The organism is Candidatus Nomurabacteria bacterium, assembly GCA_020632395.1.
GTDB lineage: Bacteria > Patescibacteriota > Dojkabacteria > SC72 > JAHDCA01 > JACKFQ01.
In genome coordinates this window covers 34,682-58,779 of the sequence record JACKFQ010000001.1, presented here as the reverse complement: position 1 = coordinate 58,779, position 24,098 = coordinate 34,682, and the positions used below count along the sequence as shown (strand labels likewise).

The following is a 24,098-nucleotide window of genomic DNA, read 5'->3' as shown; positions in this document are numbered from 1 at the left end:
ATAAATAGTTACAGTATAACTTTAGCATATGCAGAACAGAAAATCTCTTAAGGACCAACTATCTGGACTGAAAATGAATATGGTGATACGAACATTAGCCGCTGGGGACTCTTTTGTATGGTTTGGATGGTTCTTGTTCAATTCTATAGTAGCGATCCATTTGGTTGAAAGACTTGGTGTGCATGCAATAGCAGCGATCGCCACCGGTTCCGCGATATACCTTGGAACTCGAGGGTTGTTACAGATACCATTCTCTATGTATATGGATTCCAATCGAAGTTATCATGATGAGATCTACGCTATGTTACTTGGTGGGTTCATTATGAGTTTTTCATTTTTGGGTTATGAATTTGTCTAACCGGTGAGTTTGGTATATGCGATAAATGTACTGTTTGGTATAGGGGCGGCAATTTACCTACCCGCTTGGCGCAAGACATTTGCTAGATATGTTGACATAGGAAAAGAAGGACAAAATTATGCTATATCTGATATGTTCCTGTCTATCACAAGATCGTTAGCCTCTGTAGCCGGAGGATTGCTCGTAGAATTAACCGGCTCGTTTTCCTATGTATTTCTGGTAGCTTCACTTTTCACTCTAATCGGAGGACTTAGTATGCTGACATTGCTAAATGATACACGATGAAGTTTCGATATTTCTTGATTTAGTGTGGGATGTTGGTATGATTTGCTTGTTTTGCAGATAGGTATGTAATTGTTATTTAATTGAAAGTATGGAGAAAGTCGACAGTAATACAAAGGTTCTTAGAGATCCCCAACCGGTAAAAGTTGGAAGATCAGATCAAGATGGAAACGGTGTTCTGATACTAATAGCTGTAGGGTTATTCATACTTCTATGTGTTCTCTTTGCTTTAACAATACCAGATCTTTTTAGGGTGATCTTTATCGTGCTCCGTTACACTCTTATCGGGATCACATTACTGCTAATCATTGTAAGTGCATTAGTATTGATAGGTTTCAGGGAACAGGCAAAAGAACTTCTGACAGGCGTCATAAATGGGTCACTAACGACACTTGAGATCATGAAGCAAGTCCGTCTTACTATTCGTAGGATACTCAAAGCTATCACTGACTTCTTTCTGCGCTTCATACCAATATATGCGGTGGTCACAGCGATACTCTTATATATCTTTATTCTCTATCTCTTTAAGGCTGTAGGACAGACTTCTGATGTTACTCTCATGACAATAATGATAAGCTCGGTGACAATGCTTTTTGTAGGTTTTCTAAATAGACCGCAACCTGAGAATGATAGACCTCTCAGCCATTCACAGAGATTCACACGTTATTTTAATGACGCTTTTGAAGTAATGCTCTTCATCTTCTTCCTCACAATGGATAGTACAAAGATCTTTTTCTTCCCTGAGAGCTTAAACACCCACTTAACGGCTCAAATAGGTAGTTATGATCTAATGCAAAGAGGCTTCACTGTTGACGGTATGACGCAAGTCACAATAAATATAGTTCTTGCGACTGTAGGGATAGAAGTTACAAGACAAGTTCTGCGTGTATTTGCTTATTCGCGTCAGTATTTTTCTGAATTACGGCGTGGAGATCCCGCAATGGAAAGAGAATCTGTGCTTAAACATGCCCTCACTAGAGGTTTCCAAGAAAATATGGACGACATAATAAAATTTGTGACCTACTTCACTTTTCTTATCATTGTATTTCTACTCTTCCCGAGATTGAAGCTCCTGGCCATGCTCGTGGTCAGTATTACTGCACTTATCCTTGATATTCTGATCCCGGAAAGACTAACTGCAAAGAGACAAGAGGATCTTATCGGAAGATTCTTAGCAAGAACGCTCAAGATCTAGTTGGTTTCTCTTTTTTCTGAAACGGCTTAATGACAAGAGCTTTGATATGGTCTAGTAACCATACCAAACATAGTGACATGAGCACGATCAAGAACCAATCAACATACCAATTTACCTTCCATTTCCATACTTCCATGATCAAAAGATGGTAGAAGAATATTTCGTATGATTTAGCTGAGATATAATTTATCAACTTGACTAGATATCTGGATCGTTCAAGAAGCGGTAAAAGGTTCATGCCCACACTCCAAACGATCGCAGAAGCGAACACATTGTAAGATACAAAATACAGATCTGGAGGATACTTATTTGTGAATATTCCACTATCCAATCCCATATACCCATAAATTGCACGTAACAAGAACCATAATGATCCTGACAGCGCAATAGTTGAGAGAAGTGTTTTTTGGGAATTGTATTTATACATGAAGAATCCAACGTATAGTATAAGTGTCCAACCAAATAGGTTCGAATGGATGTACGGAATAGAAAGCGTTCGTGTCATCAGATAAGTAGCTCCTGAGAATACTATTGAAACCAAAAGTACTCTGAACATCTTAACCCTCTCGGCCAAGAACCCATCGATCAGTAGTATTATGCTAAAAGAGAAGAATAGCTTAGGGATCCAATTATTACCGACTCCTCCACTTAAGAGGAGTGTATCCTTGATACTCTCGAATCCTAGGTATTTGGAAATATCTTTATCAAGGAACAGAACCGAGACAAGAACAAACAGAAATGCAAATTCATAATACGGGATAACGATGCGTTTGAACTTTTTCACAAGATATTTCCATACCTCCGTCTTACTACTTATCTTTCTATATGAATTCGCTGCTAAAAAACCCGATGCTAAAACAAAAAGCCCCACAGAAAAATGGATATAATCATAGAAAGCCGCCATCAGCGCACCATTTCCTTTATATCTTGATGTCACATGGATCAGTACAACCAATAAAGCAGCAAATGCTTTGAGGAGATCGATAATTGGATACCTTTCCTTTTTGATCGAATTTCCCACGGTATTTTTTTGTACAGAGGCTTCTTTCGAATTAGGCTTATGAGTCCGTTTGGTCAACTTTTTTGGATTAGGTGTTTTCACTGTATTAGCGATCTTCTTTACAGTAGATCTTTTTCTGGTCCTTGTGTCTTTTGTGGAAACACTTTTTGTATTCTTCTGTTTTACCGGTCTGTTCTTTGCTTTACTCCCTTCGGGTTTGATCTTCTTTTTGTTGATCTTCTGATCTCTCTTCGTGCGAACGTTAGATGTGATACCTACTTTACTGTTGACAGTACCTGTAGTTTTACCGCTTTGTTTCTCAACTACCTTTCTATTTGTACCTTTCTTTCTACTTACTGTGGTCTTTCTGTTTTTCTCAGAAGTTTTACTCATTCGATTTTCCTAATTAGATCAAACTATCCAAGAATAACTTGAGACTATAGTTTGTACAAGACCCCGCCCAGCATATCAGCGTCATGTCTCACCATACTGCGGACAAGGACATCTCCATCGTCTTTTTTAAAAATCTCATCAGCAATGATCTCTTTACGGATAATTCGTTCATCTTCTCCGAGGTCATCTTTCAACAAATGTTCACCACTCTGATGATAGTACTGAATGATATGTTTAGGAATGGTTTCGGTATTTACGATGATATGATCGAAGGATCTTCCTATATACCCTTCCAGTATAGAAACTATCTGAGATTGAGTGAGGTATCTGGTCTGTCCGATCTTACTCATAATATTGGTGATATAGACGATCTTCCCCTGGGCGTTCCTCAATATCTGATATACATTTTCAGGGATCATAGTTGCAAGGATCGTTGTATAAATATCTCCAGGACCGATGATTATCATATCTGCATTTTCTAAGGATCCTAACGCCTCTGCATCAGCTGAAACTTTAGGTTCAGCCCAAAAACGCTTGATATGTGTTCTCTCAGGGATACTTGGCTCATCTATCAGATGCTCACCATGAATTATCATACCATTGTCGTATTCTGCAGATATTACATAATTTTCGTATGTTATAGGCAGTACACGTCCCCTTACTTGAAAGATATCACACATCTCCTGCACAGCTTTACGCTCACTGTTGCTGATCCGTGAGAGGGCTGTCATTATTAGATTGCCTAATGTATGTCCCGTTAGACCTGTTCCTTCGGAAAATCGATATGTGAAAAGTGATCTGAGGATATCGCTATTTTCTAGTGTAGAGAGGGCTATAATACTCTTTCGTATATCACTCAACGGTAATAATCCAAATTCGTCTCTCAAGACAGCGTTACTCCCACCATCATCAGCCATACCGACTATGACATCAATATCAATATCCGGATACGATTTGAGTCCGTTTATTACTGCAGAACTACCGGTTCCACCACCTATAACTGAAACTTTCATTAAGAGTTCGTAAACTATCTATATTGGACAAAGTATAGCAAAGATATGTTATATTGAAAGTGTTAAATTTAATCCATTTCAAATGAAAAGTATAATCAAGATAGCAATATTTGCTTTAGTTATAACATCATTATCTATAGCAACAGTATCTGCTCAACAAGGTTCCAATAACACCAAAGACAGAGTTCCCACAACAGAGCAGAAAGATACAGCGAAAGAAAATGCTACCGAGCAGAGATCTGTTTATAAATGTGAAAGTGCGATATTAAAAGCAGATGCAATATTATCACGGTACCAACGAAATCATGAGAACCATCAATATATATATCAAAACATGGTAAGTCGGATAAGCGAGGTACTTGATCAGATCGACAAATCTGGTTATGACACTACAGAAGCTCGCACACAACTTGATCTATTCCAGATACAGATCCAAAACACCAATCAAGAAATGGAACAGCTAGGAGTTGCTATACAAAATGCAAAAACCAATATATGTAATGAAGACTCTGACGGAACGAGGAACTCATTGGAACAAGCCAGAGAGCAGTTAAGGAATATAAAAAAGGAAATGCTTCAACTTCGGAGCTTCTACCAAGAAAATGTTAAGCCTGAATTGATCAAGCTAAGACAACAGATGGCTACAGATACTGACACACCAGACACCGTTCAATAAAGCACTTCATGTTATCTAATCTAATAAATTTATTTGAATGGATCAATCATCACAAAGTAAGAAACTTATGATTGAGAAGCCCATCGAACAAGATCATACTGGTTCTGATGAACTCGAGTTCGGTGAATACATCAAGGTTGAGGATAGTAATATGTCTTCTGGAATGATGATCGCTATGTTTATTGGTATAGCTATTGTGATTGTTTCTGCCATAGCACTTGCTTATACTTACATATACAATGAGCGATTTCCAGTATCACTAAATCTAAACCGTAACTTACTTATCTCTAGAGAAGAAGTTATGATCGATAATATTCTGCTGGAAATCGACACAGACCTTGCGACTATCGATCCAAATGAGGATTTTCAAGATTTTCAAGATCAAGATCTAGCAACCCCAGCTACTCCGGATGAAGAACTCTCAGAAACCATCGATGAGATCGATGAGCTATTCATTGATCTTAATGAGGTAGACCGAGATTTTAATGATGTTTATGAAAGTGACCTTGGGTTATGAAAGATCATGATCAAAGCTGTATCTTTTGCAAGATCTCAAAAGGTGAACTCTCTTCATATACAATCTTCGAAAGCTCTACTGTCATGGCATTTCTAGATATCAGACCTTTCTCTTCAGGGCATACATTGTTGATTCCGCGAGAGCATTATCGTTGGATCTGGGATCTACCAAACGAGATGTTGGAGGAGTTCTATTCATCGGCAAATCAGATCGCTAAGAAATTAAAGGTTGTTTTTGAGACTGATAATGTATATTCCCTAACAATGGGAGAGATGGTTCCTCATTGTCACCTTCATATAATTCCCGACTCAAGTATTGGTTTTTCAGGAAATCTAAGTGAGCTACTCGAGAAAGAACGGCTCTCTCCGACTGAAGATGAGCTTCTCTCGTTATGTGACAAGATCAGATCATCTGATTAGCAAGCAAGATCTTCGCGACTTTTCTTGCACAACATATCGTATCAGGGGTACAATGGATTGAGGTTAAATTCGCTTTCATACACAAATGTCAAAAGTTCTGGAACATGAGATCTTCGGTGATGATATGCAGGCTGTTGAGATCGTTCTTGACCCCAAAGAGGGCGTTCGGTCAGAAGCAGGTAGTATGTTATACATGCAAAATGGTATTCAAATGGAGACAAATATGGAAGGTGGATTGATGAAAGGTCTCAAGAGAGCTTTTACAGGTGAGGGCTTGTTCCTTACGAAATTCACAAATTATTCTGATATCAGTCAAAAAGTCGCCTTTGCAGCACCCTACCCCGGAAAGATCATCTTATTGGAACTAAGTGAAGTTGGTGGGGAGTATTACTGTCAGAGAGACTCCTATTTATGCTCAGATACTAATGTTGATCTAGAGATCGCATTTACAAAACGTCTAGGTGCCGGATTCTTCGGAGGAGAGGGCTTTATTCTCCAGAAACTGTTTGGGACAGGTCAAGCATTTATCCATGCAGGAGGTACTGTCATAAGAAAAGAACTCGCAGAGGGTGAGGTACTAAAAGTAGACACAGGTTGTTTAGTTGCATTTAATACAACTGTCGATTATGACATTCAGTTTGTGGGAGGTTTCAAAAATGCACTCTTTGGTGGTGAAGGGTTGTTCTTAGCCACCTTGACAGGACCCGGAATTGTTTATTTACAATCTCTACCATTCTCTCGCATGGCTGATAGGGTTGTAACGGCAGCAGGGATACTTCCCAATACCGGTGAGTCAACAGGTGTGGCGGGTGTAGGAGGTGGATTGATAAGGGATATAATCAGCGGTGGGAGATAACATTGTTTTTAGTAGCGTAAAAAGCATTAATTTATCGGCTATTTTGTGGTATAATTGATATTATGTATAGGGATCATCTCGAACTTATGGAAATAGGTGTTAATAGTAAAGTCTTCTATCCATCACATGGAGCAGGACAAATAGTAAAAGAGAAAAAGATCGAGTTCGCTGGTGAGACTAAGCGATATTTCGAATTTTCTTTTCTAAATAAAAAGCTTACTATCTCTACCCCCGTACAAAATATCGGAAAGCTAGGTATTCGCACTGTCCTTCCAATCGAGGATATCCTTCAACAGATAAAACTACTCAAGAAAAAACCCGCACTAGACCCTCAAACCAAAGATTATAATGAACTGATGAACAAGATCCAAGAGCTTGACCAGAAAGGTGAAGTAGCATCTTTTGTAGAGATCATACAGTATGCAAATTTTGAGAAGATCTATCGAAACAATGAAGGTCGACTAATTCCTGTAAGTATCACAAAATTCATCAAAAGCTCCGTAGAACATATAGTTAGTGAAATGGCTGTATCACAAGGTATCAGCTATGATGACGCGGCAAAGCAATTCACTGCAACAACAGGTCTCGAAACAGTCTAACAGTATCATCTCCACCTATCTTTAACCATTTTTCAGGGTTTTGCTTTTTAGGCAGAAGTTCAATAGTAGTTGATCAATGCATTTCGCTCGCTCGGAAACCGTTTAGCATCGATTGGATCTTTGATCTCAGAGTATCTGTATGCTCAGTATCGAATTGGGGTGCAGGAATAATGATCTCATCTAAAATAAACTCGAGCTCATCCTCAGAAAGTTCGATGGAGATCTGATCAGAATCAGACTCAAATGCTGCAGTCATCTTGTTCTTCAGCGTTTCAGAATTGAATGTTTCCATCTCTACACGCTTAAAAACCTCGTTTATTTCATCTTTGGACAAAGTGATCACTCCTCTTTTCATAATGTTTTCTGCTCCTTATTTGATTAATATGTAATTATTTTGAATTATACGAATTTCGGGATATGTAGTCATCTACATCAAATTTCCTTTTAGCTCCATTGTAATTCATATATCGGATATTTCCAAATATCTGTCGCTCAACCCAGGGTCGATCGTGCAATCCACCAATAGCCCAAGCAACTCCGGTATATCCATTTGGATCTCTACCATCCAATTCATACTTATCATTCAGATAGACCGCTATTCGATGTGCCTCCTGAGGTGTTTTTGTCCATTCTAGGATCTTTTTTGCCCAATACATCCTCATATACCCATGCATTTTACCTGTATGTATCATCTGAGACTGCGCAGAATTCCATAAAGCATCATGTGTCACTCCACGCTCTAATTCATCTAGAGTATATAAATGCTCACGAGTGTCCATAGAATGCTTCTCTAATGTTCTTTTACCCCATTCGGGCAATCCGGCAAATTTATCATAATTTTCATTATAAAAACAGTAGTTTTCCGAAAGCTCCCTCCTTATCAGGATCTCCTCTATGAATGCTTCAGATCCAGAATTTCCGATCGCAAGAACCTGACTAACTACCTCTTGAGCTGAGATCTGTCCAAAGTGCAGATATGGCGAGAGATCTGAGAGGCTATCCTCGTTTGGATCGTTTCTCTTCTCTGCATAATTAGCTAATTTTACAGTTATGAAATCTTCTAGTTTGCTCATACCAGCTTCATATCCTGGTGTTAGCCAAGACACAGGTGCAGGAGGTTTTAGGTCTAATTTCGACTTAATTTCTTCAACATCGATCTTATTGAACCGTGTCTGAAAAGATGGAGGTTTTGATCGTGCTACCAATTGATCGACCTCAGGAAATTTCACAAGGAACTGATCAAGTAGTTTGTAGATCTTCCCTCGTATCGTTCTTGCTGAATATTCCTGCTTATCTGAGGTTTCCCAAACTGGTATGACATTATGTGCATCTACAACATGGATAGGGATATTCACCTGATCTTGTAATTTTGTGATCTGAGAGCTTGGTCCTCTAAGTGGAGTATGATCTGTCACTAACAAACTTGCACCTACTTCCTGCAAGAATCTAATGAGATCTGCAACCCCATTTCCGATCGTTATATGGGTTCCGACACCGAGGGTATGACATCTCCGCTCAACTTCCTCGAGTCCTGGTAGCATAAAATCGAAATGTCTATGATAAGGATACTGATAATTTTGTATTATCTGAAAATATACTACTAAGGGTACTTTATATGCTAATGCCTTCTGTAGAGCATGTATAAAAGCCCAATTCTCATCTACTCGTTGATCTCGACGCATCCAGTAAACAACAACTCCAGACCCTTTCTCGACCGCTACTTTCGATCCAGTTTCTTCCTCTCTCATTTTTTCCTCTCCAGATCCTTCACCTATCGCTCCTTTGATCTGTCTGACTCTTCGTTCATCAATCATCATGATGTGACAATTATATTCGAATTAGATGAAATTTTCCTGAAGGGCATATTACGCGACTTGAGCCTCTTGCGATCCAAGTCTAAGATTTGGTAGCACCGCTCTAGTTTTTCTCATATAGTCAATATATCCTTCGTATCCTTTCAGTTTCTTCTCCATTAGCTTCACTCCTGTCACTTTATAGATCATGATTGTTAGGAAAAATGGTGCGACCAGAACCCATATTGAACTAAGATCACTTACCGAAATAATGGCTACTGACCACCACATGATCATTTCACCAAGATAGTTCGGATGTCTCGATAACCCCCAAACTCCTTTTGTAAGGAGCCTCCCATTATTTTCAGAGTTTGACTTGAATTGATATAACTGAAGATCAGCAAGGCTCTCTAGGTAGAATCCGATCGTCCATATCAGGATGAATGTTGCTTGTACGATGCTTATACGGTTGCTATCTATTCCGGCGACATAGATCAAAGGGAGGGTGACTATCAACATTGAGATCGCTTGAAGCATATAGATCTTGAGAAATGCATTAATATAGTAATTTTGATACCACGATTTTCGCAAATTTCGATAGCGCCAATCTTCTCCGGCTTTAAAACTTCTAATGGCTAAATATATCGTCAATCTCAAACCCCATATTGTGACAAGCGTATTTAAGATCATCTGTACTGAAGTTACATTTTCATCGAAGAAATAGATCATCCAAGCCAATAATGGAAATCCTAAGCCCCAGCCGAGATCTACCACATTATTATTCTTCAGGAAGATTGATACTCCGAATAGAAGTACAAAAAACCCAAGTAGGATCATTACAGAAAGAAACAGAAACATATTAAAGGGGTCATATCCCATGATTTGTTCGACCATCACATCTTTCCTCTAACTTATTACTATAGCGTACCATATTACACAGCTGTGATGAAGGGTTATATTTGTAATATTGAGTTTGTTGCTTATTGTGGAGGTTTCGATACTATTGATTGTTTTTCTCTAGTTTCAACAAAAAGCATTAACCCTAAAGATATCAATACTACGTTCTTGAGTATGTATTGCCCTAGTAAGTTGGGTACAAGGAACCCATCCCAAACGTATTGTGGTAGCAATAGCAGTGGTAGCATGGTTGTGAACATATGCGCCATCATTACAGGGATCGCATATTTCGTGATCTTTGGGATCAGAAATGCTATTCCTAGTAGCGTTTCGAAAAGACCTAGTGCTATGAAGAAGAGGTCAAATGGGATGAATGGGATTGTGACTTGGTGGAGATGAAGCACTATTTCATCAGCAGGGCTGAGTGAGAAGACTTTGAGTATTCCGAACCAGAAGTATACGAGAAATAGTGAGATCCTTGAGATCAGGTGTATTTTTTGCTTACCCATCCCGCTAACTTATAGTGTGAACTTATATTTATAGGATTAGGCTCAAGAACTGGTAGCCGGGCAGGGACTTCCCGCCATCCTGCGGATGTGAGGGACCACCGCGATGCTTCGCTTTACGGGATCCACGAGTGTCTGCCAATCGCTACGCTCTTGGGACACTTGCGGGAGTGGCTCACCTTGCTCGAGCTTCGCTCGAGGGTTCTCGTTCTATATATGCAAGTTGCTTTAATGTCCATAGGACATGATATCAACTTGCCGGGCAGGGACTCGAACCCCGATTATTGGTGCCAGAAACCAACGTCCTACCATTAGACGACCCGGCAATGAACATAAACCAAGTAGAAGACCTAGCTCATGTAGAACATGAGAATTATATCCTATGATGCCGAAACTTGCTATCAATTACTAATAATTATCCGTAGCTGAAGAATTACGAAGGCTGGGAGGTTACAAAAACGGATGAATTACAGATGTAAAATAATTTCGAAAGTAAAAGATTGACGTAAGTAGAAAAATGTCAAATGAGAGCTTTTGTAAATTGGTAGGTGGTTTTGAATTTTGTAGAGGGTCATGCTGTAAAAGCAATGATAATGTTATGAATACGTTGGGGTATGGGTGGTGGTTCTGTGTTGGAGAGATCTACTGTTGCAGATCGAAAAGTTGAGGATGAATTCCGGATAAAGACCATTTGCCATCTGCAAGAGTGGCTGTATCTTCTTCAGAGAGTGCTAATACCGGGATCTGGTGGTCATTAACCCATTCTTTTATTTTAGAAGTATGATCTTCTGTGTAGTGAGGCCATACTGAATAACCAGAAATCATATCTAAACCTTTCGTTACATCTAAACCAACCTCATTTGGATCAAATGTCTCAGCTGTAGAGATATCTGCACCCATTATGATCGCTCCTGCACTCCCCCCAAAGATCACTCCTTTCTTTTCATAATTGCGTAGTGCTTCATCAACCTCTGTGTCGTATATGATCTTGAGAAGTTTATAGGTGTTCCCACCACCGATATATATGCCATCATATTGCGTGAGAGCAGAACCAGATAGCTGGTCTAATTCTGTGATCATATCAAAATGAATATCGCCAAATCCATAAAAAGCATTTGTTATCCATGATAAACAACTGTCCCAAGGATGTTTTGTGGGGTCAAGAGCGACAGGGATGTACAGTATTCTCGGGTTATCCTTGCCTATGAGTGTGTAAAAGTGTTTATGAGCTTCATACCCGCTTTTTTCATCTCCACCTCCACCAAGTACGATCATTAGATTTCCATCTGACCAAGATAATTTATCGCCTGTACAATAAACTTTCGTGTCTTCTCCCAACCCATGGCTTCTATGCTTTCCAAGATTGGTGGGCTTTTTAATCTTCCTGTAATTGCGGATCGTAAAGCCATGAACATGTCTCCATGTTTCCAATCATGTTCATCCGCAAAGCCTCGAACTACAGCTTCCCACTCCTCATGTGCTACATTCTCATTACAAAATAAGATGTCTAATTTCGGTAGTATACCCTGCAGTGCTTCTGCGAGTTCTTTTTTATCATGATTCTTAGTATTCCAATCCTCATCTGTCCAATTGAGATCTTCATCGAAGAAGAAGGCTGTTGAGTCTAGTAGTTCAGAAAGAATTGTTATCCGCTCTTGTTCTAATGCTAACGCTGCTTTCAATTTGTCTGGTTCTGATCTCCACATCGGAAGGTACTTTGTTACTTTTTCTCTGATCTCTAATTCCCTATCCTCTAAACCTGAAACCTGGTCGATCGCAAAGTCTTTTAAAACAATATTTTCTGCCCAATCAAGCACTCTTTCAACAAATTCGTCTAGACTCCATCTTCTAATGTGTTTGGCATTGATATAGTCAAATTTCTTCTGATCATAACGAGCCGGAGTATTATGAACCCGAGAAAGATCAAATAGCTCGATCAATTCTTCCATTGTATAGATCTCATCTCTGTGAGCGACAGCAGGGTCTGGAGCCCATCCACAAAGGAGCGCATAGTTTACTATCCCCTCTTTTACATATCCTTCTCGTAATCGTGCAACGATCGAGTTAGCACCATATCGTTTACTTAATTTCTTTCTTCCATCCGGGTTTAAGATCAACGGAAGATGGGCAAATTCTGGTATCTCCCATCCAAAATACTCATAAAGCTTCACATGTTTTGGAAAACTTGGTGCCCAGTCATTCCCTCGGATGACTGTCGTGATATTCATCAGATGATCGTCAACCACTACAGCGAGATGATAGGTGGGGAAGCCGTCTTGTTTTATCAAAACTTGATCCTCGATATCTGAATTCCTGAATTTCACATCTCCCATAATTTGGTCATGACATATAGTCACACCTTCCTTTGGGAATTTCATCCGGATCACATATGGTTCTCCATTCTCTACTCTTCTTCGTGCCTCGTTCGGATCAATATCCCTACAGTGTCCGTCATACATAGGTTTCTGTTTATTTTGATTCTGTATCTCTCTAACCTCTGCGAGTCTTTCCTTTGAACAGAAACAGTAGTAGGCATGTCCTTTCCCGACCAATTGTTCTGCGTGGGTCTGATAGATGGACAATCTTTCGGATTGGATATACGGACCGTATTCTCCACCGAGATGAGGACCTTCATCAAAAGTTATCCCAACAGTTTCATATGCCTCTACCATAGCTTGTGATGCAGCCTCTACACTCCCTAGAACATTTCTCTGTGTATCAGTGTCCTCTATACGAAGTATATTCTTTCCGCCTGTTTTTCTTGCTAACAAGAAATTTGGTAGGTATGCACGTACAGTTCCGATATGAACTTTCCCGGTCGGACTTGGTGCTGCACGGTATCTATGGTGATTTTTTACTGTTGGAGTAGGTTTGTTCATAATAATTGCCATTTTAGCATATAAACCTTAGAATTGTAGCATGACATTAACCGAAGCAGCTTACTGGACAAGAAGATTGAGTGTTCTATTTGTCGGGGGTTTTGGGATATTGATCCTTCTATTCTTCCTACTCCTTTCGATCAATAATAGTAATGTTGAGAGTGAAATATTAGTTCCGGATTATGCTTGTACCGATACAGCTACGGAATTCTTAGAAAACAAGCTTTCTATACCATCATTGACATTAGCCTCAAATTCCGAACAGCTGATCGAGATCGATACACCAACCGGAACCCTTGATGACAATATACCTTTAGTAGCAAATGTTTACGCTTATGATGACCCGGGTCCCTCATTAACAGCTCAAAACCAAGCAAAAGATATTGCTACAAAGTTAGGGTTCGATCCAGAACTCATCAGGAGGAGGGGTATTAAGGAATACTATTGGATAGAGGATGAATTTGGGAGATTCCTATCAGTTGATTCAGAAACCTTAAATTTCAAACTTCAGATAAACTACTTGAATCCTAACTCCTTGCCTGCAGAGATCGATCTTCCTACAGATGCAGATGCTATGTCTATTGCCTCGAGCTTCATACGATCAAATGGATGGCAACTTGAGGATTATTCAAACGAAGAGCCAACTGTAACACCGATAAACATCGAGCCAGACGGAACATTTTCTATGGCAAAATCACGCGGAGAAGCGGAATTGTTACGAGTAGATTTCTATAGATCCAAGCCTTTCCTTACGATATTGGGCAATATTCAAAATGCAGAAAGTATCAGAGATCGCTTGGAAAGAGAATATCAAGGTTATGAAACAGAAACTACTACCGTAAATACCGGACAGGAGCGTGTCGATGTCTACAATTTCAAAACCGAAGTGGTAAATCTCGATACTCAGAAATCGAATATCTCCGTGTATGTTGGTACTGAGTATCGTAGAGATAGGGGTGGCTCAATAAATCCCGATATTTACGATATTGAGTATACTTCTTGGGTCATAGAGAATGATCCGTGTGGTAAATACCCCCTACTCCCTGTAACAACAGTTGCGAGTATCATAACTAACAATCAGGCGAGTTTGGTTTACCTAAATGAAAAGAACGGTGATACAGTAGTTCCATACCAACCAAAACAGGTTGATAAGATGTTGGTCAAACAGGTACGACTAGCTTATCTGGATACTTTAGAGAAACAGAGATTCTTACAACCTATCTACATAGTTATCGGTGAAGCATCTTTGGATAACGGTCTATCGGGCAGGTTCTATTTCTATGTGCCTGCTATCGATTATGACAATCTCCGAGATAAACAGGTACCTATCCCCACTCAATAATCTCACTCACTTTCACAGATCAGCTAAATTCACTGATCACCTAAACTCACTGATCACCTAAACGAAGCTCGAAGGAGGTCAACTAAGTTTGCAGTGGTCTTAAATCTATCCTCGTCTGCGTTCAGTACTATAGTCACAAGTTGATTCTGTTCTCCAGCATCATAGTAACCGATAAATGATGGCCCAGACTCCTTAGTATAACCAGTCTTTAGTCCTTTGATATAAGGATCTGTACCTAGTAACTGATTTGTAGAGAGAAGCCCAACCTTCAAGATCTCACCGTTCCTCTCGATCTCAACTTCATCAGTATAACTATTAGTGTACTCAAGGATCCTTCTATCGACCAAGATATATTTCACCAGTTTTACAAGGTCATTGGCAGTAGAATAATGCTGATCATCATGTAAGCCTGTAGGATTAGTAAAATTGGATCCCAACATTCCGAGTTTGTTCGCCCGATCATTCATTTCATCAATGAATGATCCATACCCATCTGGATAATTTGTGGCAACCATAACTGCTGCATCATTATATGAGCTCACCAACATAGCTTTTAGGACATCTTCAAAAGTCATCACATCTCCCTCCTCTAATCCGAGTGTCCACTCCAGTCCATCAAATTCGCCCCCCCCTACTACTAATCTGTCATCTAACTCCCATGTATCAAGGGCTATCTTGGCAGTAAGTAATTTGGTCAGGCTAGCGATAGGTACTTTCTCATCAGGGTTATGAGAAACAAAGCGTTGTTGTGTCACAGGATTAAAAGCGACATATGAGAATGCGTCAATCTGATCCTCCTTTATCTGCTCGACCTGTTCCTCCATCAGATATATCTCTGGATCAACCACATTTGAGAGATCGGGAGATCTTTCACTTTTCCCTGGGGTTTCTGTGGAAGTCATTATCAGTGGATAATGATCTCTCAGATCAAATGCGGAGATCACAAAACCAACAACTAGAACTACCATCAGGCAGATCGAAACGGTCAACGAATTTGTAAGAATCTTGTACACCATCAGTTAATGGTTATGATACAACTTTTAGATTTCAATATTCAAATCAGAGACTCAATCTACCAGAAAATCCATATCAGCTGACTTTTTATCAGGTTGAGCTGCACGAATAAGATCTTTTGTTTGAATTATGATCGATCTATCTTTCCTACCACAATTGAAGGCGGATCTTTCCTTTGAATACATAGATCTATCGTAGAACAGATCCATACCCATCAATCTTCCAAAGGGTGGTACTCCTCCTACTTTAACTCCTGTATACCCCTCGACCTCCTCTGCTGATGCGACTCGAACTTCTTCCCCTATATATTTTGAGGCTTTCTGCAGATCTAATTGCTTATCAGCAGGTATAACTACCATGTAGAACTTATTATCGTATTCTTTCGACAGCAGTACCATAGCTTTTGCACCTTCACTCAATTTTGTACCGCGGATCTTTGCAGCTTCTTCAGATGTCCTAACAGGCTCATGTTCCATTAACTGGTAGTTGATCTTCATCGCATCTAGGCGATCTGTGATCCTCTTGACAGTCTTCGACCCCTTATCTTTCAATTCTATACCTAGAACATCAAGATCAGCTTCAGGAGCCTCGCTAGGCGCATTCATCATCACATCCATACCATTTGAGTTCTTAGGGAAAGCATATACATCGCGAATATTAGGTTCATCGATTAGCACCATGAACATCCTATCAACTCCTATTGCCCATCCACCATGAGGAGGTGCTCCGTACTGGAACGCATTGAACATGCCCCCAAACCTTTTAATGACCTCATCACGATCGTATCCGACAGTTTCAAATGCTTTTACTAACACTTCCGGATCGTGATTTCTGATGGAGCCTGATGCCAATTCATAACCATTTAATGCTAGATCATACTGATGTGATTGGATAGTAAGTGGATCATCAGTATCAAAAGCAGCCATACCACCTTTGGGCATTGAAAAAGGGTTGTGACCAAAATCCAATTTCCCATTCTTCTCATCCATCTCATAAAATGGAAAGTCAGTTATCCATACTAAAGCAAGTAGATTCGGGTCCTTAAGACCGAGCATGTCACCTAAGCGACTTCTTACAGCACCCAGAACTTTATTTACCACGGCACGATCATCAGCCACGAAGAAAAGCATATCGCCATCCTTTGCACTGGTAATTTCAAGTATCTCTTTTGCAAATGGTTCGATATATTTTGAAACACCCGAACTGAATGATGAACCTACGACCTTGGCATATGCTAAACCTTTTGCACCATTCTCTTTTGCAAATACCTCCATTTCATCGATATCTTTTCTACTCCAAACTCCACATCCCTGAGCGACAACACATTTGACAGTTTCTGATTCACTAAATATCTTGAATTCAGTTTTTCCTTTCAACAATTCCGTCAGGTCTTTCAGCTCCATCCCAAATCTCAGATCAGGTTTATCAGTACCAAATCTATCAAATACCTCAACATACGGGATCCGTGGGAAGGGGTATTCCATCAATTTCTTTTCAGGTGCTACAGATTGATATGTAGATCGTATCATCTCCTGGGCAACGCCAAAGATCATATCTATTGTTGGGAAACTGATCTCGATATCGATCTGATAGAAAACTCCCGCATGTCTATCTGCCCTTGGATCCTCATCTCTCGCGCAAGGTGCTATCTGAAAGTATCTATCAACACCGCCCACCATGAGCAACTGTTTATACTGCTGTGGTGCTTGAGGAAGTACGAAGAACTTCCCCTGGTGGATCCTTGAGGGGATATAAAAATCTCTTGCACCCTCTGGGGAGGTACTGGTTAGCAAAGGAGTTATAACTTCAGTGAAACCATTTTCAGAGAACCAATTTCGGACAGCAAGAAGAAGCTTATGTTTCTTTTTCATATTCTCTTTCAATCGCTCCCTCCTAAGATCCAGATATCGATATTTCAACCTTAGATTTTCATCCAGTTCATGTCCATCAGAGTCCAAAGGAAATGGTATCGGTAGAGAGGTGTTTATCAATTCAAGTTTCTCTACTTTTATCTCGATCTTGCCTGTATCTAATTTTTCGTTCACTAGTGAGCTATCTCTTTCAACGACAATCCCTGTTGCACTGATCACAAACTCAGCCCCAAGACCTTTAGCGATCTCAAATGCTTCTTCCTGATCAGGATATATGACCAGTTGGATCCGTCCAGACCAATCACGAAGATCAATAAATACAAGCTGTCCATGATCTCTGATCGTTGAGACCCAGCCTGACACTTTCACTTCTTTTCCTACCATTTCAGTTGTTTTTGATGCTAATATTCTGTCCATTCTTACTTTTTGATAATTTAAAAGATACATCACTGCGATCACTCATAGGATCCCTCGATTCAACCTTCTCTTTGGGATATTTAAACCATAGTTGAGATATACTCATAGAAAATGGTCCAAAAGTCGTATAACTGTTGCGTTTCAGATCTAAAAAGAAAAAATCCCCTGATGATCAGAGGACGATAAAATACTTTGACCTAAAGGTCGGAGTATTGTTTATCCTGCAAACAACTGGTGGAGTCATGTCGCCTGTCCAGTTTGGCTTGTACTCCCAAATTTACGCTGGGAGTAGCTGGTTTTGCAGAATTCAAGTTTACCGCGGTGCCACCTCAATTGCGTGAGCCACTCGATTGATATTCAATTTGTTCTTTGTCACTTCCTTTTTGCGGACTTTCACTATCACCGCTCGCTACTGTTGGGATTATACATATTTTAACATATCGTATCAATGCCATCTGCAGTAGATATTATCATAGGTTGTCTGTCCCTGATCACGCTTGTAGAGCTTGATCTGAGTACCTCCACTCTTTGATCGAAAATTGTATAGATACATTCCCATTCCATCGATTTATATCAAGATATCCTGCTATATCTATCAAATCATCAACGTTGATCTTCGCAATATCTTCCTGACAGTTGAACATTATCGCTTCGAGAGTCTCTGGAGTATCTAATTTCAGTTCTAGCTTTAGATGATCACCATTCTTCCCCATCATCCTTTTGTCTATCACCACACACCGCATGAGTCCTTGTAGGGGTTTTCTGTTGCCTATGCCCCAAGGAGCTGTAAGTTGTAGCTTTTCTATGAATCGAAGATCTAAAGACAGATCATTTAGTAGAAGTTCGATCTTCAACTCCTTCTGCAATATCGAATCGCCTATTTCATCACTGGCAATCTCCTCTAGTTTCCCTACCAAAGTGTCAATCTGTGAGGGGTCAATATTAAAACCTGCTGCTTCGCTATGTCCACCATACTTGACCAGATGGTCAGAAAGCTTTTCTAATGCGTTTGTGATATGGAAACCCTCAAGACTTCGTGCAGAACCCCTTGCACCACCGGAATTCTTACTTATCACAACAGTTGGTTTTGAGTGCTGTTCCATGATCTTGCCTGCAACTAAGCCGATTATCCCTTCCGGCCAGTTTGTGCCTACAGCAATTATTATACTTTTTGACGGATCTATCTGATCCTGAACTTCTCTGAGTATCTCCTCTGTGAGTTGCTGTCTTCTAGAGTTTAATTGTTCGAGTTTCAAAGAAAGTTCTGATGCCTGCTTTCTATTTTGAGTTGATAGTAATCTTACGCCATCTAGTGGTGAACCTATCCTACCTGTAGCGTTGATCCGGGGACCTAATATAAAGCCTATGTGGTAAGTGTCGATATCCTCTTTCTTCATACCTGCCTGTAGAGCAAGAGTTGAGAGTCCTAGTCGATCACCTGATCGAAGTTTTATCAGCCCCGAATTCACCAAAGCTCTATTTGACCCGGTAAGTGGCATCATATCAGTTATAGTCGAGAAGGCAGCTAGATCCAATCCAGGTGTGTTGACTGATCGAGATATCTTATAGACGTCACGCAGAGCTTGAGTCAACAAGAAAGCTACTGTAGCTCCAGAGATCTCTTGCTGGGGGTATGGTTTCTTCGGATGCATCGGGTGCACTACTGTATAGGACAATTGTGTAGAAAAAAGATCTTCAGGTGGAACGTGATGATCGGTTACAATAAAGTCAAGATCCTGTGACATATATTTTTCTATGAGATCCTTATCTCTGATACCACAATCCACAGTTATCACGAGATCAGCTCCTAATTCTTTTAATGAGTCGATCGAACTCTCTGATAATCCGTACCCCTCTTCAACCCTATCAGGGATATATGGTAAAACATCGATCTTTTTTCCTAGATGTTTTGAAAGTTCACGGTAAAGGAATTCCCACAGTATGGTAGTAGCACATATCCCATCAGCATCAAAATCACCGTGAATCAATATCTTACTCCCTTTCTCAATATGATCACGTATCTTTATAGCAGCAGTTTTTGCTCCAAAAAGGTCTTTATGTGAAGGGATCTGGTCAATGGTGGGGTAGAGAAATTTCTGTTCTTCTGCGGGTTTGATCCCTCTTTGTAGAAGCAAACCGGCAATTACAGGATCAATTTTGTACTTTTTAAGCAAGGAAACAGGAGGAGAGCCCGGGAGTATCCATTTCTTTACAGATTCATAGGTCATTTTTCATGAGTTCTGAAATAACATCCCAATTGTAACCTTTCCTTTGTAGAAATTGGATCATCTTAGTGTCAGAACGTTCCAAGGTTTTCTTATGATAACGCTTCTCCAAAGCACCTCGTGCCATGGCTACCTCATCTAACTCAATTTCTGTCATCACTTCGTCAACTATACTTTGTGCGATCCCATATCTGTACAATTTACTACACAATTCTATCGTGGAGTAATTTTTTCTGGCTAATAACGACCCAAGATATATCCGAGTAAATTCTCTATCATCCAACAAACCTTCTGCAACTAGCTTGGAAAGTGTCGCATCTACAAGTCCTTCAAGATCAATACTGTTTTCTTTGACACCACTCCAATCAGATATCCTCTCTTTTGCTATCTTTATCAAATGGTCATTCATCTGTTTGATACTCTTTGGACCGCGAGCTAAATAATCAATAGCTCGGGATCGGAGTCGATATGACAGGTCTTCAGTAATTATCTCAGTGATCTGATCGTCACTAAGCTCAACCCCTATAGATAATTGACGTTTCACCAATAATCCAGCATGTATGCTAAATTCGTATCCGTTTTCAGAATACACATTGACTCTTGATTGATCTTTCTGTTGATACTCTAACCGAGTGATCTTCACCTTGTAATGTCCGGAAGATAATACACACCAAAAGAGCTATTTGGAACTAATTGCGAACCTATGATGCCTTGAACTTTTGTTCCAAGTAATGCATCCCAGAATCCCTGGTTTCCGTATTCGACAATAGTAGACCCACTAATCCCAGCTAGCTCCTCTGCTTCTTGAACTGCTTTCTCAAAATATCCCATCGAATCTGCGAGACCATTAGCTACTGCTTGTCGACCTGTATAAAGCCTTCCGTCAGCGAGTTTTACAACGGTCTCACGATCCATCTGTCGTCCTTCAGCTACCATATCGACAAAATCATTGTATGCCTCATCCACGATCCCCTGATATATTGTCTCGATCTCGCCATCAACACCATCATATAACTCAGAATCATCTTTAAATTCCCCAGACTTAAAGGTCACAGTCTCTATCCCGAGCTTTTCGTACAAGCCATCTATGCTTGAGGTTTCCAATATCACACCAATCGAGCCAGTTAACACACCCGGGTGCACTACAAACTTATCAGCAGCTGAAGCGATCATGTATCCTCCTGATGCAGCTATACTTCCACTATATGCAACAACAGGCTTTCTCTGGGATGCTTCTGAGACGTATTCCCTGATCACATCACTTGCTACTGCTTCACCACCCGGAGATTCGATGTATAGAATTATTGCTTTGACAGAAGGATCTGACAGCGCACTATCAAGATCGGCTCTCACCATGCTTGGAGTCACTCCACCACCAGCACTGAAGATTGAGCTATCTATACTCTGCAAGATCATGCCATTTACGTTTATCACAGCAATTCGATCAGCTGAACCTTCATCGAGTATTCTCTCTGATGAGGTCTGGGTTCCCATCGAAAGAATGGCAATCATAGAAGAGAATGAGCAGAATACAAACACAATGACTACCAGGATCGCTATCAAAGCGAACTTAAAGCAACCGTTGGAATCCTTTGGCCTATCGTTATTCATCTGTTGTGTTGAGCTAACAGTCTTAACTGAACTGCCAGACTCTATCGAAGTGGTGTTATTTTCCAAGATGATCTGTATTTATTTTATTGATTGAAGGACCTTGTCTACGATCTCTTTTTTTAGATTAGGATCTTTTTTCAACTCCTCAGCACTCGACTCTGCTCCTTGTGCCAGTTGCCTATCTCCATAACTAAGCCATGAACCCTTCTTCTCAACAATACCACGACTGATCGCAGCATCCAAGATACTGCTCTCTTTATCTATACCAGAAGGATACTTGATAAGGAAACTAGCCTCCTTAAATGGTGGAGCAAGCTTATTTTTCACGACTTTTACCTGTCTTATATGTCCAATTAGTTCCCCATCTTTCATGACCTTTTCTCTTTGGCGGATATCCATTCGGATAGATGAGTAGAATTTTAGGGCATTTCCTCCTGTCGTAGTTTCCGGATTACCAAACAATACACCGATCTTCATCCTCAACTGATTCAAAAATATCACAGTAGTACCAGTTTTATTACAGATCGCTGTGATCTTACGCAATGCTTGGGACATCAACCTAGCTTGTAATCCCATATGACTATCTCCCATCTCTCCTTCTATCTCAGCTCGTGGTGTCAATGCGGCAACAGAATCTACAACAATAACTCCAAATCCCGCCGAACGTACCAGCGTTTCCAGTATCTCAAGGGCTTGTTCACCAAAATCAGGCTGTGCAATATACATCTCATTTATATCAATTCCAATATTGCGACCATATTCCGGATCAAAAGCATGTTCAGCATCGATAAATGCAACATTTTCTCCTTTCTTTTGAGCTTCAGCTAATATGTGCATAGCAAGTGTGGTCTTTCCTGATGATTCAGGACCATATATCTCAACGATCCTTCCTCTTGGGACACCACCCACACCTAGAGCAACATCAAGAGAAAGCGCTCCGGTTGGTATTACATCAATATCTATCTTTTCCTTACTTCCGAGTTTCATTATTGAGCCCTTCCCAAACTGCTTCTCTATCTGTTCTACGGCAACTGATATGGATTTAGACTTATTATCAGATCTTTCAGTTGATCTTGCGTCTGATTTGGTAACGGTTGCTTTCTTTGGCATTAAATATGTTTAATAATTTATAATATAGGCAGTAAATGATAACATGATGAGTCTATCAAAGCTGGTATACCATAGTCAAAGAAATCAGCTCGATATAATAAGTTTTTAATAATTCATTAATGACTGACCTAAAAGACCGAGTAAGCAAGACTTTTATCTCTCAAGAATTTGAGTATTTCTCTAAGTTCCTTGGGAAGTACTCTATTTTTGCTCTAGCGATCGGAACTATACTTGGACAAGTATCTAAAGATGTGGTCAACACCCTGGTTACAGGGATAATCAGTCCAGGTATCAGCCTATTGCTACCAAACAAGCAGTTCGGTGAGTGGAAACCTTCTGTAAATGGAGTTGAGTTCTTAGTGGGAGATTTTCTAGACTCAGTAGTACAGATGCTAGTTACAATGCTTGTGATCTATATAGTAGCTCGATACCTGTTTAGGAAATTGGATCTTATCGGCGTCGACCAACCTACTAAAGAGTCAAAAAAGGCGTCAAAGAAGAAGTTAATTAAGAGTGAAGTTAGTTGATCAAACCGGAAACCGCACCGGTCAGATGTTTGATCAATTCTTCACGAAGGATGGGATCTTCCCGAATGTACCTAGCTACCTCTATTTGTACGGCAGGTATCTTTAATTCATGAACAGTAAATTCGGACAGTGTTTCTTGACCACTCTCTGGAAAATTAAAGTTCTGGATCAATACTCCACGTAGTTTGCCGACATTTAGTGCTTCTGCCACTTTATAAGCTAATTCTTTGGATTTATAATATCGACGCTCATAAAAGATCCCAAGATCATACCTGTGTCGATCATGTAATCCATGTATGTCTATAAGATATTTGCAGTTGGATTGTTCAACTATCCTTCTAATGGTTTGTTTGAATGGATTGTTATCTTCTTTTTGGTAATTTGGGTCATAAGACGAATCATTTCTGAGTATCAAACCATACGACTTAGAACCTTCTGCTACAGCCTTTGCAATATAGTCGGTCCAAGGTTCTGCTTGTTTGATCGAAGCGGATAATGAAGGTCGTTTATGATTAAAGACATGAGGAGCAGTGATAAGGACCGGATGTGTTCCCTCGATCAGCTGATACGTTTTGTCTTGTGTAATATCGATCATACC

Annotated in this window: 25 protein-coding genes and 1 tRNA gene; 10 read left to right on the top strand and 16 right to left on the bottom strand. The window is 40.0% G+C overall.

Translation table 11 applies throughout. The features are described from left to right. Positions 1-28: 28 nt before the first annotated feature. The 3 genes from H6763_00260 (at position 29) to H6763_00250 (ending at position 1,835) form a co-directional block, all read left to right on the top strand. Positions 29-358, top strand: a complete 330-nt coding sequence (locus H6763_00260; GenBank protein ID MCB9803248.1) for a hypothetical protein — start codon at positions 29-31, stop codon at positions 356-358. 3 nt (positions 359-361) lie between these two features. Continuing rightward, positions 362-643, top strand: coding sequence for an MFS transporter (locus H6763_00255; protein ID MCB9803247.1), 282 nt, complete (start codon positions 362-364; stop codon positions 641-643). Positions 644-731: 88 nt separating this feature from the next. Then, positions 732-1,835, top strand: coding sequence for a hypothetical protein (locus H6763_00250; protein ID MCB9803246.1), 1,104 nt, complete (start codon positions 732-734; stop codon positions 1,833-1,835). Here H6763_00250 and H6763_00245 read toward each other — a convergent pair. Beyond that, entirely contained in the window at positions 1,825-3,228 is a 1,404-nt protein-coding gene (locus tag H6763_00245; GenBank protein ID MCB9803245.1) for an acyltransferase family protein, read from the bottom strand. The genes H6763_00250 and H6763_00245 overlap by 11 nt on opposite strands. Positions 3,229-3,272: 44 nt before the next feature. After that, positions 3,273-4,241: a YvcK family protein gene (locus tag H6763_00240; protein MCB9803244.1), complete on the bottom strand. Its 969-nt coding sequence runs from the start codon at positions 4,239-4,241 to the stop codon at positions 3,273-3,275. A gap of 82 nt (positions 4,242-4,323) precedes the next feature. Between H6763_00240 and H6763_00235 the strand changes: the two genes are divergently transcribed. From H6763_00235 to H6763_00215, 5 genes are all read left to right on the top strand, one after another. Beyond that, positions 4,324-4,917 (top strand): hypothetical protein, encoded by a 594-nt coding sequence (locus tag H6763_00235; protein ID MCB9803243.1) that lies wholly within the window; start codon positions 4,324-4,326, stop codon positions 4,915-4,917. A 37-nt stretch (positions 4,918-4,954) separates the two neighbouring features. Further along, positions 4,955-5,434: a hypothetical protein gene (locus H6763_00230; GenBank protein MCB9803242.1), complete on the top strand. Its 480-nt coding sequence runs from the start codon at positions 4,955-4,957 to the stop codon at positions 5,432-5,434. Further along, the gene (locus H6763_00225; GenBank protein MCB9803241.1) at positions 5,431-5,853 is read left to right on the top strand and encodes an HIT domain-containing protein; all 423 of its coding nucleotides are present in this window, start codon (positions 5,431-5,433) and stop codon (positions 5,851-5,853) included. Before H6763_00230 ends, H6763_00225 begins: the two co-directional genes overlap by 4 nt. Positions 5,854-5,938: 85 nt before the next feature. Next, complete coding sequence (locus tag H6763_00220; protein MCB9803240.1) at positions 5,939-6,709, top strand: TIGR00266 family protein; 771 nt, start codon at positions 5,939-5,941, stop codon at positions 6,707-6,709. Between the two features lie 62 nt (positions 6,710-6,771). After that, a complete protein-coding gene (locus H6763_00215) occupies positions 6,772-7,308 on the top strand; it encodes a hypothetical protein (protein ID MCB9803239.1) in 537 nt (178 codons plus the stop codon). 73 nt (positions 7,309-7,381) lie between these two features. On the opposite strand, the gene H6763_00210 is transcribed toward H6763_00215, so the two are convergent. The 7 genes from H6763_00210 to H6763_00180 form a co-directional block, all read right to left on the bottom strand. Further along, a complete protein-coding gene (locus H6763_00210; GenBank protein MCB9803238.1) occupies positions 7,382-7,663 on the bottom strand; it encodes a hypothetical protein in 282 nt (93 codons plus the stop codon). A gap of 34 nt (positions 7,664-7,697) precedes the next feature. Next, positions 7,698-9,122, bottom strand: coding sequence for a deoxyribodipyrimidine photo-lyase (gene phrB, locus H6763_00205; protein MCB9803237.1), 1,425 nt, complete (start codon positions 9,120-9,122; stop codon positions 7,698-7,700). 51 nt (positions 9,123-9,173) lie between these two features. After that, entirely contained in the window at positions 9,174-9,995 is an 822-nt protein-coding gene (locus tag H6763_00200; GenBank protein ID MCB9803236.1) for a DUF1295 domain-containing protein, read from the bottom strand. Between the two features lie 86 nt (positions 9,996-10,081). Continuing rightward, positions 10,082-10,507, bottom strand: coding sequence for a hypothetical protein (locus H6763_00195; protein ID MCB9803235.1), 426 nt, complete (start codon positions 10,505-10,507; stop codon positions 10,082-10,084). A gap of 252 nt (positions 10,508-10,759) precedes the next feature. After that, positions 10,760-10,830, bottom strand: a tRNA-Gln gene (locus H6763_00190). A 316-nt stretch (positions 10,831-11,146) separates the two neighbouring features. Beyond that, positions 11,147-11,779 (bottom strand): Type 1 glutamine amidotransferase-like domain-containing protein, encoded by a 633-nt coding sequence (locus H6763_00185; GenBank protein ID MCB9803234.1) that lies wholly within the window; start codon positions 11,777-11,779, stop codon positions 11,147-11,149. Then, positions 11,779-13,383 (bottom strand): glutamate--tRNA ligase, encoded by a 1,605-nt coding sequence (locus H6763_00180; GenBank protein MCB9803233.1) that lies wholly within the window; start codon positions 13,381-13,383, stop codon positions 11,779-11,781. Before H6763_00180 ends, H6763_00185 begins: the two co-directional genes overlap by 1 nt. 40 nt (positions 13,384-13,423) lie before the next feature. Between H6763_00180 and H6763_00175 the strand changes: the two genes are divergently transcribed. Continuing rightward, the gene (locus tag H6763_00175) at positions 13,424-14,725 is read left to right on the top strand and encodes a hypothetical protein (GenBank protein MCB9803232.1); all 1,302 of its coding nucleotides are present in this window, start codon (positions 13,424-13,426) and stop codon (positions 14,723-14,725) included. 53 nt (positions 14,726-14,778) lie between these two features. Here H6763_00175 and H6763_00170 read toward each other — a convergent pair whose 3' ends face one another. The 6 genes from H6763_00170 to recA form a co-directional block, all read right to left on the bottom strand. After that, positions 14,779-15,741: a D-alanyl-D-alanine carboxypeptidase gene (locus tag H6763_00170; protein ID MCB9803231.1), complete on the bottom strand. Its 963-nt coding sequence runs from the start codon at positions 15,739-15,741 to the stop codon at positions 14,779-14,781. A gap of 51 nt (positions 15,742-15,792) precedes the next feature. Then, positions 15,793-18,027, bottom strand: a complete 2,235-nt coding sequence (gene aspS / locus H6763_00165) for an aspartate--tRNA ligase (protein MCB9803230.1) — start codon at positions 18,025-18,027, stop codon at positions 15,793-15,795. A 491-nt stretch (positions 18,028-18,518) separates the two neighbouring features. After that, positions 18,519-20,255 (bottom strand): single-stranded-DNA-specific exonuclease RecJ, encoded by a 1,737-nt coding sequence (gene recJ, locus H6763_00160; GenBank protein ID MCB9803229.1) that lies wholly within the window; start codon positions 20,253-20,255, stop codon positions 18,519-18,521. Continuing rightward, entirely contained in the window at positions 20,245-20,895 is a 651-nt protein-coding gene (locus H6763_00155) for a RecX family transcriptional regulator (GenBank protein ID MCB9803228.1), read from the bottom strand. The genes recJ and H6763_00155 overlap by 11 nt, the downstream gene beginning before the upstream one ends. Continuing rightward, positions 20,892-21,929, bottom strand: a complete 1,038-nt coding sequence (gene sppA / locus H6763_00150; protein MCB9803227.1) for a signal peptide peptidase SppA — start codon at positions 21,927-21,929, stop codon at positions 20,892-20,894. The genes H6763_00155 and sppA overlap by 4 nt, the downstream gene beginning before the upstream one ends. 12 nt (positions 21,930-21,941) lie before the next feature. Further along, the gene (recA, locus tag H6763_00145; protein ID MCB9803226.1) at positions 21,942-22,973 is read right to left on the bottom strand and encodes a recombinase RecA; all 1,032 of its coding nucleotides are present in this window, start codon (positions 22,971-22,973) and stop codon (positions 21,942-21,944) included. 119 nt (positions 22,974-23,092) lie between these two features. On the opposite strand from recA, the gene H6763_00140 reads away from it, so the two are divergent. Continuing rightward, positions 23,093-23,500 (top strand): MscL family protein, encoded by a 408-nt coding sequence (locus tag H6763_00140; protein MCB9803225.1) that lies wholly within the window; start codon positions 23,093-23,095, stop codon positions 23,498-23,500. Here H6763_00140 and H6763_00135 read toward each other — a convergent pair. Beyond that, positions 23,493-24,095 carry a hypothetical protein gene (locus H6763_00135; GenBank protein MCB9803224.1) on the bottom strand — a complete coding sequence of 201 codons (603 nt, stop codon included), beginning with the start codon at positions 24,093-24,095 and terminating at the stop codon, positions 23,493-23,495. The two genes, H6763_00140 and H6763_00135, sit on opposite strands and share 8 nt — an antisense overlap. Between the last annotated feature and the right edge of the window lie 3 nt (positions 24,096-24,098).